Consider the following 14121-nt stretch of genomic DNA (forward strand, 5'->3'; position numbering starts at 1 on the left):
TTTAACTGATTAAGGGATTAAACTTTCGTTTCTTTTTTTGCATTCATCCAACGATACAACACTGGTAATAGCACCAAGGTCAATAACGTCGAAGAAATAATTCCACCAATCACCACAGTTGCCAGTGGACGTTGAACCTCTGCTCCTGTGCCCGTGGCAAGCGCCATTGGGACAAAACCTAAAGACGCTACACAAGCGGTCATTAAAACAGGCCTTAATCGCAAAATCGCTCCCTGCCAAACGGCTTCATGTAAGCGGTATTGCTCTCTTAGCTCTTTAATGAAAGTCAGCATGACCAAACCATTTAAAACGGCAACGCCAGACAAGGCAATGAAACCAATGCCCGCCGACATCGACAAGGGAATGTCTCTTAACCACAAGAAAAGCACACCACCAGTTAGAGCAAATGGAACGCCAGTGAACACAAGCAAGCTTTCTTTGATGTTATGGAAAACGGCCATCAGCAAAATAAAGATCGTTAATAATGCCAGTGGAATCACAATCTGCATTCGAGCCTGTGCCGAGGCCAGATTTTCAAACTGACCACCATATTCAATCCAGTAACCACTTGGTAACGGATACTGCTTAAGCTGACTTTGTACTTCTGTGACAAAAGAGCCCAAATCACGACCTTCCACATTCGCCGTGACAATCACACGACGTTTGCCATTTTCACGGCTGACTTGGTTGATGCCATCCATCATTTTTACAGTGGCAATATCGGTGAGTAAAATGCTGCCACCGTTCGGAAGCTGTATTGGCAGTTGCGCAATCCCATTGACAGTACGGTCTTGTTCACTGAGTCGAATGACAAAGTCAAAGCGGCGGTCACCCTGTAAAATTTCACCAACATTTTGTCCGCCAATGCTTGCTGACACATAGTCTTGTATGGTTTTGACACTTAAGCCATATTGCGCTGCAAAGCTTTTATCAATTTCCACATTAAGCAAAGGTAAACCCGACGTTTGTTCAACTTTGACTGCAGTACTGCCTGAAACTTGCTGAATCAATTTACTGATTTTTTCAGCTTCCGTATTTAATACTTGCATGTCATCGCCAAAGATTTTGACACCGACATCGCTGCGGACACCCGAAATTAACTCATTGAAACGCAGTTCAATTGGCTGAGAAAACTCACTGTTGTTACCAGGTAACGTTGCTAAATAGGCCTGCATACGGCTACGCAGTTCATCCAGTGTTTCTTTTGGGTTTGGCCATGCATCACGGGGTTTCAGCATGACGTAACCATCTGAAATATTTGGAGGCATTACATCGGTCGCCACTTCAGCCGTGCCTGTCCGCGCAAAAATAGCGTGTATCTCAGGGAATTTTTTCAGAAGTAGCTTTTCCGTATTTTCCTGAATACGAAGTGATTCTTCTAAACCAGTGCTTGGGGAACGCAGTTGCTGTACAGCAAAGTCACCTTCACTCAGTTGTGGTGCAAACTCACTGCCGATACGCGTTGCAAGTAATCCCGTCAACATCAATAAGCACAATGCGAAGGTCAAAACCACCGCTTTATACTGATAGGCACAGTCCAATACCCGCTGATAACGCTCTTTTAGCCACAGCATCCAACGGCTTTCAGTTTCTTTAATGTCACCTTTAACAAAAAGTGCGACAGCCGCAGGTACAAAGCTGATCGACAAAATAATGGCCGCAACGAGTGCAAGTACAACCGTCAAAGCCATTGGGTGGAACATTTTTGCTTCTACACCAGTCAGTGCAAAAATCGGTAAATACACCACCAAAATAATCAGCTGACCAAAAATAAGTGGACGGCGGGCTTGGCGCGCTGCCAAAAACACTTCTTTAAAGCGTTCCGACTGAGTTAACGGTCGTTTGAGTAATTGTTGTGCATGGGCTAAACGGCGAATACAGTTTTCAACAATTACCACTGCACCGTCGACAATAATGCCGAAATCCAATGCACCCAAACTCATCAGGTTGGCACTGATGTTCTGTTGTGCCATACCCGTTAAAGTAAACAGCATAGACAGTGGAATCACACAGGCTGTAATTAACGCCGCACGAATATTACCTAAGAATAAAAAGAGGATTACAATCACCAAGATTGCACCCTCAACCAAGTTCTTTTGCACTGTTTTAATGGCTTTTTCCACCAACGTGGTGCGGTCATAAACTGTTTCGATTCTAACGCCTTGCGGTAAACTACTTTGCACCTCCTGAATTTTGGCATCTACAGCTATAGACACCGTTCGACTGTTTTCCCCCATCATCATCATAGCGATGCCGAGTACAGTTTCTTCGCCGTTATGGGTTGCGCCTCCTGTTCTGAGGTCATGATCAATTGAAACCTGCGCAATATCCGCGACACGAATGGGGTTCCCATTTGGGCTGGCAACCATTGTATTTTCAATATCTGCAAGACTGTTGAGTGTCCCTGGAACACGCACTGTGAGTTGCTGACCATTTTCCTCAATATAACCAGCACCACGGTTTTCATTATTTTCCTGTAAAGCGGTTTGTAGTTGGCTTAAGGAAATATTCAACTGCTGCATACGGTTTAAGTTGGGAGCAACCACATAGGTTTTGTTAAACCCGCCAATACTGTTGACCTCTGCAACCCCCGCAACACGTTGCAGCTGTGGGCGAACGATCCAATCTTGGATCTCCCGCAAGTCCATCGCGCTATAAGCGGTACCATCCGCTTTTTTGGCATTCGGTTCGGCTTTAATGACCCATTGATAAATTTCACCTAAACCTGTCGAAACTGGTGACATGGTTGGGGAAACATCGCTAGGTAAGTCCGCTTTGACCTCTTGTACCCGTTGATTAATCTGCTGGCGTGCCCAATAGATGTCTGTACCATCCTCAAATACGATGGTGACTTGGGACAAACCATAACGTGAAATCGAACGTGTCAGCTGTAAATCGGGAATACCTGCCATTGCAGTTTCAATTGGATAGGTAATCCGCTGCTCAACCTCCAGTGCGGTAAAACCATTGGCTTGGGTATTAATTTGTACCTGCGTATTGGTAATATCGGGCACTGCGTCGATCGGCAGTTTTTGATAGCTATAAACTCCGACCGCAATCCATGTACAGACAAAGAGCATGACCCAAATTGCATTTTGAATAGAGAACTGAATAATTCGTTCAAACAAACCCTCAGGCTTGGGTAAATCATGATTAATGTGCATGATCAGCCTCGCCTTTTTCTAGTTCAGACTTAAGGACAAAGCTGCCTTGACTGACATAGCGTTGTCCTGCTGTTAGGCCTGAAATCACTTCCACCCATTGAGCGTCATTTGAAGCTTGCCCAAGTTGAATGGGCTGCGCTTTCAAATGCACTTGTCCTTTTTGTTCAGCGTCGACCACAAATACCGAAGTTTGGCCTTCAATGTTTTGAATAGCACTTTTATGGACGCGAAGCGCTGTTTTTGAACTAGTATTGTCTAAAAAGATATTCACTAAAACATTTGGACGTAGTTCCGCCGCTTGGCTTTTTAATTTAGCACGTACCACCAAGCGTCCTGTTTGTGCATCGGCTTGAGAGGTTAAGCTTTGGATAATGGCTTCATATTTTTGCTCAGAAGCATTCGGCTTAAATGTCAGACTCTGATTGGCTTGTAACTGACCTGAGTACTGAGCAGGCAGATTAAACTCAAGCCATAACTCTTTAAATTGTTCAATCACAAAAAGCTGATCGGCCAATTGTACGTTTTCACCCACTACGATATCTTTTTGGCTAATCACACCAGAAATGGGTGCTTTAATGGCAAAACGACCATTTACCCCACCTGTTGCACCCAATGCACTTAAACGGCTTTGCACCGATTGCACAGTAATCTGCGCTTGTCGGTAAGCATTTTCTGCTCGTTGGTAGTCTTGCTTGGCAGAAATGCCCTGTGACCATAACTGCTGTTCACGTTGATAATCTTGACGTGCCAAATCCAAACTGGCTTGTGCCATCCGCAAATTGGCCTGTTGATCGATCAGTTCAGGGACAGACAATACAGCTAAGGTTTGTCCTTTTTGTACGTTTTGACCAAGCTCAACATTCACCTGTTCCACATGCCCACCAAAGTTTGGCGAAATATGAGCTTGCTGATCGGTATTAACCACAAGCTTTCCGGGTAGAACGGTGACTTGAGACACCACACCTTGTTGAGCTGAAGCGATTTGAATGCCTTGCTCTGTCAGTTGCTGTGCCGTCAGTTGAATTTCACCTTCCTCGGCATGTCCTTTTTCTGCCTCGGACTCATCCGCGTGTTCAGATTCTTCATGTTCGGCATGCGCATGTTCATCGGTGGTTTTATCTTTTGAGCTAAACCAAATTCCTATAGCAATAAGGAGTGTTACTAGAAGCAAAAGCCCAATCATCAATGGCTGTGATATTTTTCCAAATTGGTTTTTTAGTTGCATATTATTGTGCTCCGCCAAGGATGAGGTCTTGTATTTGTGCGATTGAATTTTTACTGATTTGGCTATAAGCATCTGAACTACTGATCTGTTCGTAGCTAGTACCTAGGCTGAGTGCTTCTGCGCTCAATGCAGTCTGCCAAGCTTGACGTAATAACTGCAACTGCCCAAGGCGTATGCTTTGCAGTTGTGAGTTAGCTTGTTGGAGGTCGGTAATGGACAGCTTCCCCGCTTTAAAACCTTGCAACGTACGCACTTGAACTTGTTCTGCCAAAGTGGTTTGTTGGCTCATCGAACTGAACTGCTGTTTTAGTCCTTTGAGCTCATGCATGGCATTGGCGATATCTAAAATCTGCTGTTTTAACTCGCGCTGTTGTTGCTGACTCAACAAGCTTTGCTGGTGCTGGGCCATCGGAATGTTGTATTGCTGACGGTTAAAAATATTCAGTGGAATATCCACGCCGACACCTAATGTGGTATCGATATTTTCATTCGGTGCTTGGCTCCGTTTCATGCCGACATTTAAGGTCGGATTGGGACGTGCCTGCACTTTTAAACTTTCAATGTTTAAATTGGACTGTTGAATGTTCAGTGCATACAGCTTTTCCAACCAACCTTCAGCTATATAGCGCTGTACTGTGGCATCGCTTTGATCTGGCCATGGCATTGAGGTCGCATTGAGTTGAATATCGGCTTTGGTTTCGCCCCAAAGGTTTGAGAGTTGACGCTGTGCTACTTGTTCTGCCAGTACTGCTTGTTGGTATAAGCGCTGCATATCCAAACTTTCGATTTGCGTACGTTCATAGTCAACCAAAGCAATACTGCCCGCCTGATAACGTTTTTTGGCACTGTCTAAATTGTTTTGACTAACTTTGAGTTGTGCTGCGTACAGCGATTTTTCAACTTGTGCCAAAGCCAACTGAGACCATGCAAATTTCACTACCAATTGGCTTTGTGCTGTCCACAGTTGTTGCTGTAACTGTCCTTGTTGGTGCGCTGTTTCTGCGAGTTTTTGATTGAGCTTACGCTGTCCAAAAACATCTAAGGGCTGACTAATGGCAATACTGAGCTCACGATCAGTATCTGAACCAAAACCATCTTGATTGATATTTAAGCTAGGATTTTGCCATAGACCACTGTTTTTGATGTTCAGCTCTGTAATGCTTTGACGCTGTTGCCTAATGTCACTTTGGTTTTGATAAAGCTCTACTTTTGCCAAAGCCTCATCCAAAGTCTTGATCGGTTCGGCAAAACTCCATTGCATCGCAGCTGTTGTTATACCCACAGCAAGGGCTTGACGTATAAACGCCTTAAATTGATTCGACATGCTTTTTCCCACTAATTTTTAGAAGAAGTGGTGGGAAATGTTTTAGGCTACCCCACCATTAGCGGGGCATGTTCAGGAGGAGGATGTTGCCCCAATAAATCAGGGGCTTGATAGGCATTTTGCCAAAAAAACTGCGGGCGCTCTCGAACTTCAAGCGCGAGTGGCAGTTGATAATTTTTTTCTTTCGGAACAATCAAATGTGCCATTGAGGGCAAGTGATCTTGATGTTCTTCACCCAATTCAAACTGATCATTTGCCGTTTGAGTATGGTCATCAACACTGCTTTCCTGGTGTGCCTTATCATTAGACACACACAAGGTGGTTTGATGATGGCCAAAATGAAAACTTTGTTGTGTCACGACTTGAGCTTTTTGTTCTTCATGGACGCAAAAAGCTGCCGCCACGTTCCAAAGACTTTGGAACATGAATAAAGCAACTAAGACGCTAATCCATGTGGTAGAACGCATAATGTCGTACTGAAATAAAGTGACGCTATTGTAAAGCCTAGACTAAGTCTAAGGTCAAGTCTTTTTAATGACTATGTTCATGTGGATGGCATTCATCTTCTTCAATCTGTAAAGTCACTTGCGTAATCCCATGCTCATGCCCCAATAACTCCACAGCTTGGTGGTATAACGCTCTCTGGTCTACATCGGGTGCAATCAAATGCGCTGTTAAATGCACATTTTTAGAGGTAATGGCCCAAACTTTAAGCTGGTGAATGCCTTGTACACCCTCTAAAGCCAGCAAGTCATTGCGTAAAGATTCGATATCAATTTCACTTGGTACACCTTCAAGCAAAATATTGATACTTTGTTTCAGTAGCACCCAAGTTCGAGGTAAGACCCAAAAGCCGATCAACACCGCAATAACGGTATCTACCCACATCCAACCTGTGAAATAAATCACGAGTGCGCCAATGATCACGCCCACAGAACCCAAGGCATCACTGAGCACCTCAAGATAAGCTCCTTTCACATTTAAGCTGTCTTGGCTGCTCGACACCAAAATCTTCATTGAAATTAGGTTAATGATTAAACCCAAAGCCGCAACAACCAACATGCCTAAGCTTTGAATTTCGGGCGGCTGACTAAAACGCTGATAGGCTTCATATAAAATGTAAATGGCTACCACAAACAACATCATGGCATTAAACAAAGCTGCCAAGATTTCAAACCGTTGATAGCCAAAAGTACGTTTATCATCGGCAGGTTTTTGCCCAATTTTGATGGCTGCTAAAGCAATCGCTAAAGCAGCGGCATCGGTAAACATATGTGCTGCATCGGACAATAAAGCCAAACTTTGCGTGATAAATCCTGCAACCACTTCTACAATTAAGAAGGTAAACGTCAGAGCAAGTGCAATGGTTAATTTTTTGGCATTTTTTGCAGTCACTTCAACATGGCTGTGATCATGGTTATGAGAACCACTCATGTAGGACTCCTTATCATTCTATTTAACGGAATGCTTCAGCATTGAAATCGAAGCTTTTTTTAATTTAAAAATTACTCGATTTAGCATACTCGGTTAAAACAATAAAATCATCTTTCATGTGAATACGTCTTTATTTACGGCGTTTGTTACCTGTCAAAAACTTCATGGCCTGTGTATAGCCTGTTGGTGTAATACGCTGTACGAGATCGATAATTTTGGCATCTGTTCCAATTAAGACACGGCGCTCATCTTTTTTCACAGCCTTTAAAATGACTTGCGCTGCGACATCTGGCGGAGTTTTAAGCATTTTATTGAAAGAACGGCTGGCACGCTCAGGGTTCATACCCAATGCACGAATACTGTCACTCATTCGTGCACTATTGGCGATATTGGTACGTATCCCACCCGGATGAACACAAGTTGCACTGACGCCACAGTCTTGCAAATCTAACTCTTGACGTAGTGCCTCGGTAAAACCACGGACAGCAAACTTTGTCGCATTATAGGCACTCTGAGTAGGTTGAGCAGTGAGCCCAAATAAACTTGAAATATTCACAATATGCCCACAGCCACTTTGTTTTAAGTAGGGTAAAAAAGCTTTGGTTCCATACACCACACCCCAAAAGTTGATGTTGAAAATCCACTCGGCATCTTCATAGCTCAGGCCTTCAACAGTACTCGCTAACGCGACCCCCGCATTGTTAAAAACTAAATTGACCTGTCCGAAATCCTGCTCACTCTGCTTTGCCCAATCCTCTACAGCCTTACGGTCTGAAACATCTAGTTTTGTGAGCGTGACTGAAACAGGATAATCTTTGACGTGGTTTAAGGTTTCCGCCAAACCTTGTTCATTGACATCACTAAGCGCTAAATGTGTACCTTGCTTTGCCAGTTGAATCGCCAACTGCTGACCAATGCCTGAACCTGCGCCTGTGATCGCAGCCACTTTATTTTCAAAATTTCTCATAATGCTCTCTCAATCTCGTTTTAAACTTAAACGTCATGCTGATGGTTCAAGTGCTCTAGTCTACGCAGACAAGGTGCTATTTTAGTTAATGTACAAAAATTACAGTCATGAATGAAATGATCATTTCTAATGATTCAGTATGCATAAAATTCATGAGTGGTATTTTAAAGATCATTTTTAATTTTCTTGTATTTTCAAGTGATAGGACTCTGAAAACAAGTTACTGATATCTACATAGTGTGTCACACAGGCTTTAGACTATAACAGCCCTGAGAAATTCTGCTTCATCTGTTATATTTTTTTAATCTTGTTTTTGTATCTGTTTCATCAGTCGTTTGCTTTGCATAATGTACTCATCACCTCAGTTGAGTGCAGTAACCATGAAAGATCTAGACTCAAAAAAACCAGCAAAATATGCAGATAGTTCAATTTCAGATAAAGCTTTTAAAAACATGATTATCTGGTTTGCGATTTACTGTGGGCTTTTTTGTATAGGTGTGATTTTCTTTGTCGGTGCAGATCAAAACTACCTTCTTCAGTAAAAATCTGAAGCTTGCTACATCAACATCTAAATTCGGCCTAAAAATTAAACTCCACGAGAAAACACACTTTGGAGATTAAACCTAGACATGGGTTTAATCTCTATTTTTTTGAGTTGAAGACTAGTAAAACGGCAGTTACATTACATTTTGAATGGTTAATGTCATTACAAATGAATGACAGGGGCTGTGTAAAGATCAGATTTCAAGCCCAAATCACTAAAAATGCAGCAACCACCACCAATACAATACCGAGATGTTCAGCACGTGCCAGCTTTTCTTTAAAGAAGTAGGCTGAAATCAACATACTAAAAATAATCTCAACCTGCCCCAGGGTTTTTACAATGGGCACGGACTGTATACTCATGGCACTAAACCAACCCAGTGACGCCAAAAAACTACATAAGCTGACACGAAATGTAAGTCCAATACGCTGCCACATAGCCCATAACGTTGCACGGCGAAATATACCTAAATACATTAAAAGTAAAAAGCACTGTGTTCCAATCACCATTAAGAGCACCCAAGCTGCACGGTGAATAAACGGTAAATTATCTAGTTCTAAACTGGCCTCACGTACCAAGAGCGAGGTAATGGCAAAACATAAACCACTACCGATACCTATACATAAGGTTTGTACGGAAAAATCAGAAAAGTCCCGCCCTTTGGACATTAAAAAAACTGCAAAACCTCCGACAGCAACCCCAAACCAGCCTAAAAGGCTTAAATGATCGTATAAAAAGACCACGGCGATAATCGCGGCAAGTACTGCCTCACTTTTAGCAAGACCCACTCCAATCGCATAATTTTTTTGCTTAAAAAGCTGAACCATCAAGGCTGTTGCTGCAATTTGGCTCAACGCCGCAATAAGCACATAGATAGCAAAACGGAGATTAAAATGGACGGAATCTGTCACAGGTTGGAAATGGTAAAGACAACTGATGTAAAGCAGTGCTAGAGGTAAAGCAAAGATGAACCGCGCTAGAGTAACGCCATAAACATCTACAGTGGTACTGAGTTGCTTTTGAAAAGCGTTGCGCCAAGCCTGCATAAAAGCGGCCATAAGCGTAAAAAGAATCCATGTTATTGTCATCAAGTACTCTATATACAGTTACTTACCTAACCTAATGTAACTCGTTGATGGCAACACATGTGCTTTATTTTCATGACTTATTCTTATGTGACAAATAACTTAAGTTCTGATGAAACTTCGACTATTGCATTACATGTGCAACATCTCCTCAAAACTGAGTATGGGATAAATTAAACAACAAAGCATAAAAAACCGAAGGAGTTATCCTTCGGCTTCTATGTGAAATTTCACTTTGATCTATACAGATCAAAGTGAAAACGGATTATCATTCCAAGTATTAGAAGTTATAAATCGCAACCAAGTTCACACGATTGTCTTCACCTTTCTTACTACCATTTGCCGCAGGTACAAATGCTTCACGCTCACCGTAAACATACTCGACGCCAAGGCTAACAGGCTGAACTGGGCTATAGAATAAATTACCCCATGCTTGCCATAAGTTTTTATTGATTTTGGTATCATCAGCTACAGCATCAAGGTAGTCCTGATTTTTATCAAAAGTCATATAACCATAAGCCAATGTGCCGCGTAATTTGTCATTAAACTTTTGTGTTAAACCGACAGTAATTGAGTCAAATTCACTTTGTTCAATACTTGTGCCTGTTGCAACTACACCAGGGTTTGTAAAGGAAACAAAGCTGCTATCACCTTTGACATGGTAGTAGTCCGCTTTCACAGAAGTCACAGGGGTGATGTCAAATTTGGCACCAACACCTACGCCATACGCCCACTCTTCTTGATTTTGAATGCGTTTTTCATGCGCCATTGCACGTCCACTGACTGAAAGTGCATCATTAAACTTATGATTCAGTCGTCCTGTAAATGCAGGCATACGTTGGCTCATGCTAGCATCTTTCGGGTCTTCCACTGCCGCGACTAAGTTGGTATTTGGCGTGAATTTATGGGTATAACGCACTTGAGGGGTACGTTTAATTGAAGCACCCACATAAGCCAAAGCATCAATCGTTTCAGGGATATAGTCTGGAGTCGCAAAGTTTGACCACGTTTGACCAATTAGCCAGTTACCATAGTTTAAATACGCATGACGAATACGTAAATTATCAAGGTTTGCACCGCCTAAAAAGTCGACCTCAATTTTGGCATTTAAGTTCTGATCGGCGACTGGCGCTTTAAAGTCCAAACCTAATCGCGTTGCTGAAAGGGTTGATCTTAAACGATCGCTATTTTCAGCATTTCCTTCTAAAGGTACACTATTGATTTGGTTATAGGGCATATCACGAGCACCACCTTCAGCCTGATACGATGCGTCCGCGCGAACATTACCGTATAAGTTGAACTCTGCCCCACCTTTGGTCAAACCTAAACCCGTTTTTTCAACCGTTTTTGGCGTCGTCAACACTTGGCGTTCAACAGCGCTCAATTGAACAGCTTGCTGCTGTTGTTGCTGCGTATTCTGTTGAAGCATTTGTTTTAACGCATTAATTTCATTTCTAAGTTGCTCAATCTCTGCCGTTGTATTGGTTTGTGCATGTAATGCTGCACTACTTAACATCGATAAAGTGACAACTAAAGCGTTCTTCTTAAATTGTTTCATTTAACACGGGTCCTGTGTATTTAAGTCTGTCCTGACTTTTACTCTTTAATATTTAGCTCTCTTTTTCATCGCTGTTTTCTAACGCAATGCATTTCTTTTAATACTTTAAAATGAAACTTTTTATCGCATTAAAAATTGCGTTAATAAACAACTTATAAAAAGCAAATTGATTTTAACAGTTCATACAGTTTTTGAAATGAGCCTACTACTAATGCACTAGACTCATGGGTTTAGTATTATTTAATTGGCTGTCGATTTGACTGCATCAAACACTTGTTTTGATTTGGTTTTTTCACCATCTACAGATACTTTTAAGTTGACCATAAACACGGCCAAAGCTGCAATCACACCAGGTATCGCAATCACGAGAAAATTCATTTGATGTGGCAACTCAAAAGTTAACAATGCACCTGTCAGTACAGGTCCAACAATTGCACCAATGCGTCCAATGCCTGAAGCCCAGCCCATACCTGTAGAGCGCACCGCAGTTGGATAGAACTGTGCAACAAATGTATACAGGAGAATTTGTGAGCCAATAGTCGCTGCACCTGCAATCGCAATTAAACCGTACAGCACCATTTGTGGACTGTTGAAACCAAGTAGAATCAGTGCAATAGCACCCACGGTGAACATGGTTGTTAAAACTGGTTTTAAGTGGAAACGGTCTGCGAGGGCACCACCGCCAATCGCTCCCACCATACCGCCAATATTTAAAGCAAATAAGAAAATCATACTTGCACCAAGCGAATAACCTGCTTGAATCATCAGTTTTGGTAACCAGCTTCCAAGTGCATAGACCATGAGCAGGCACATAAAGAATGCCACCCAAAACATCATGGTGCTAAAGGTACGACCTTGTTGGAACAATGCTTTTAATGGAGCGTCATCACCAGCAACAGGTTCGTTAAGCTTAAATGTCGTTTCTGGCTGAATCGCTTGCTCCGGTGCAATTTTTTGCACAATTTCACGGACTTTTTCAGTTTCGCCTTTTTTAGTCAGGAACATTAAAGACTCAGGTAAAAACTTCCAAAGAATCGGTAAAGCCAGAAATGGAATGATGGCGATATAGAACATGATTTTCCAACCATAGTCTGTTACCAACCATGCACCCAGCAAAGCTGAGGTCATGCCACCAATGGCATAACCACTGAACATAACCGCCACGAGTGTGCTACGAATACGCTTCGGAGCATATTCAGTCATGAGTGCGACCACGTTTGGCATCACCCCACCAATGCCGAGTCCCGCAAGAAAACGTAAAATACCAAATTCGATAGGATTGCTTGCAAATGCGCCTAGAAAGGTGAAGCCACTAAAAATAGCCACACAAATCATAATGGTCTTTTTACGGCCCAATTTGTCAGACAACGTACCAAAACTCATCGCACCGAACATCATGCCAAACAAGGCTGTACTTGCAAGTAAGCCTGCTTGTACTGCACTGAGTCCCCACTCTTGCATCAGAAGTGGCAATGCCACGCCATAGATGACTAAATCGTAACCGTCAAAAATAATAATTAGTAGACACCAAATGAGTACACTCCAATGAAAGGGCGTAAATTTGGCTTCATCGACCACCGTGTTGATGTTAACTGGATTTGTATTCACTTTAAGCCTCCTGCTTGCGAATGTTTGTTGCTGTGCACATTGCAGCAAAAGTAGCTTTCTTGTCCAAAACCGAATAACTCTATATTTATACCTTTAAGGTCGGTTAAGGTTTTTATTGTTTTAAATAAATAGCTTATATAAGCCATGATTGCAGTGAGAGACAGAAAATAAGCAAAACCAAGCGATTATGACTATAAAAAAAGCCATCCCCAAGGATGGCTGAAATGGCTCGTTTTAAAATGTAGACGTTAAAAGTATTGTGGAATTTAAATCCCTAAGCTTAGATAAATGCGCGGTCATATTTGATTGCTTCAAGGTCATAGACCTGATAAATACAATCAAATAATGAACGAATGTCCTCACTTTCATCCATGGAACGAATGGCTAGAAAAATGGGGCTAGTCGCTGCATCATCTAAGATTGGAATATAGTTCAAATGAGGGAGTTGAATGGTTCGTGCACTTTCAGGAACCACACAAATTCCTTCTCCAGCGGCAACTAACCCCAGTGCCAATTGTATTTCACGGACTTCTTTTAAGTGTTTGGGTTCCAGCCCATATTCGGAAAACAGCCCTTGGACTTGAGTAGAAAAGTTTGGCTTGGGATGACTTGGATAAAGAAATAAGTTCTGATCGACCAAGTCCGACAAGTACACGCCTTGTTTTTGTGCCGTTAAAGGATGACTCGAATGTGCCGCCAACATCAACGGTTCTTCACGCAGTAAAACCCGACGCACAGCAGGATCTGAAATACGTAAGCGTCCAAAACCAACATCAATCCGCCCTTCTTTTAAGGCCTGAATTTGGTCTTTGGTACTCATTTCGATCAATTCGATTTTTAAATGTGGCTGCTGTTGGCGAAATAAATACACAATTTTAGGCAACAACCCATATAACAACGATCCCACAAAGCCCATGGTCACCGTTTTTTCAACCAAACCTACACGCTGAGTCATAGCTTTGACTTCTTCGGCATTAGACAAAAGTTTAACAGCGTGTTGATAGAAGAATTGTCCTGCTTCCGTGGTTTTGAGTGGACGGCTGCCACGTTCAAATAATTGCACCCCCAATTCAGCCTCTAGATTTTGTATCTGGCGGCTTAAAGGAGGCTGTGCAATGAATAATTTTTCAGCAGCTTTGGTAAAACTCTGCTCTTCTACAACAGCTACATAGTAGCGGAGGTGTCTCAATTCCATGACTATTTATACCTTTA

The 14121-nt window shown here is 42.3% G+C and carries 11 protein-coding genes; 1 reads left to right on the top strand and 10 read right to left on the bottom strand.

All coding sequences use genetic code 11. The features are described from left to right. Positions 1–17 precede the first annotated feature (17 nt). From WH214_RS05150 to WH214_RS05175, 6 genes are all read right to left on the bottom strand, one after another. Positions 18–3164 (bottom strand): efflux RND transporter permease subunit, encoded by a 3147-nt coding sequence (locus WH214_RS05150; protein ID WP_339422776.1) that lies wholly within the window; start codon positions 3162–3164, stop codon positions 18–20. Next, a complete protein-coding gene (locus WH214_RS05155) occupies positions 3154–4389 on the bottom strand; it encodes an efflux RND transporter periplasmic adaptor subunit (RefSeq protein WP_339422777.1) in 1236 nt (411 codons plus the stop codon). The genes WH214_RS05150 and WH214_RS05155 overlap by 11 nt, the downstream gene beginning before the upstream one ends. Before the next feature lies 1 nt (position 4390). After that, complete coding sequence (locus tag WH214_RS05160; protein WP_339422778.1) at positions 4391–5713, bottom strand: TolC family protein; 1323 nt, start codon at positions 5711–5713, stop codon at positions 4391–4393. A 47-nt stretch (positions 5714–5760) separates the two neighbouring features. Next, a complete protein-coding gene (locus WH214_RS05165) occupies positions 5761–6180 on the bottom strand; it encodes a cation efflux protein, CzcI-like (RefSeq protein ID WP_339422779.1) in 420 nt (139 codons plus the stop codon). Between the two features lie 64 nt (positions 6181–6244). After that, positions 6245–7147 carry a cation diffusion facilitator family transporter gene (locus tag WH214_RS05170; protein ID WP_339422780.1) on the bottom strand — a complete coding sequence of 301 codons (903 nt, stop codon included), beginning with the start codon at positions 7145–7147 and terminating at the stop codon, positions 6245–6247. A 130-nt stretch (positions 7148–7277) separates the two neighbouring features. Continuing rightward, a complete protein-coding gene (locus WH214_RS05175) occupies positions 7278–8114 on the bottom strand; it encodes an SDR family NAD(P)-dependent oxidoreductase (protein ID WP_339422781.1) in 837 nt (278 codons plus the stop codon). A 380-nt stretch (positions 8115–8494) separates the two neighbouring features. On the opposite strand from WH214_RS05175, the gene WH214_RS05180 reads away from it, so the two are divergent. Continuing rightward, the gene (locus WH214_RS05180; RefSeq protein ID WP_004979714.1) at positions 8495–8656 is read left to right on the top strand and encodes a hypothetical protein; all 162 of its coding nucleotides are present in this window, start codon (positions 8495–8497) and stop codon (positions 8654–8656) included. A gap of 202 nt (positions 8657–8858) precedes the next feature. On the opposite strand, the gene WH214_RS05185 is transcribed toward WH214_RS05180, so the two are convergent. The 4 genes from WH214_RS05185 to WH214_RS05200 form a co-directional block, all read right to left on the bottom strand. Further along, a complete protein-coding gene (locus WH214_RS05185) occupies positions 8859–9746 on the bottom strand; it encodes a DMT family transporter (RefSeq protein WP_339992973.1) in 888 nt (295 codons plus the stop codon). Between the two features lie 277 nt (positions 9747–10023). Next, the gene (locus tag WH214_RS05190; RefSeq protein WP_339422783.1) at positions 10024–11301 is read right to left on the bottom strand and encodes a DcaP family trimeric outer membrane transporter; all 1278 of its coding nucleotides are present in this window, start codon (positions 11299–11301) and stop codon (positions 10024–10026) included. Between the two features lie 240 nt (positions 11302–11541). After that, positions 11542–12909: an MFS transporter gene (locus WH214_RS05195; RefSeq protein WP_058869586.1), complete on the bottom strand. Its 1368-nt coding sequence runs from the start codon at positions 12907–12909 to the stop codon at positions 11542–11544. A 280-nt stretch (positions 12910–13189) separates the two neighbouring features. Further along, positions 13190–14104 (bottom strand): LysR family transcriptional regulator, encoded by a 915-nt coding sequence (locus WH214_RS05200; protein ID WP_005399482.1) that lies wholly within the window; start codon positions 14102–14104, stop codon positions 13190–13192. Positions 14105–14121 lie beyond the last annotated feature (17 nt).

Source organism: Acinetobacter sp. MYb191 (genome assembly GCF_037572605.1).
GTDB lineage: Bacteria > Pseudomonadota > Gammaproteobacteria > Pseudomonadales > Moraxellaceae > Acinetobacter > Acinetobacter johnsonii.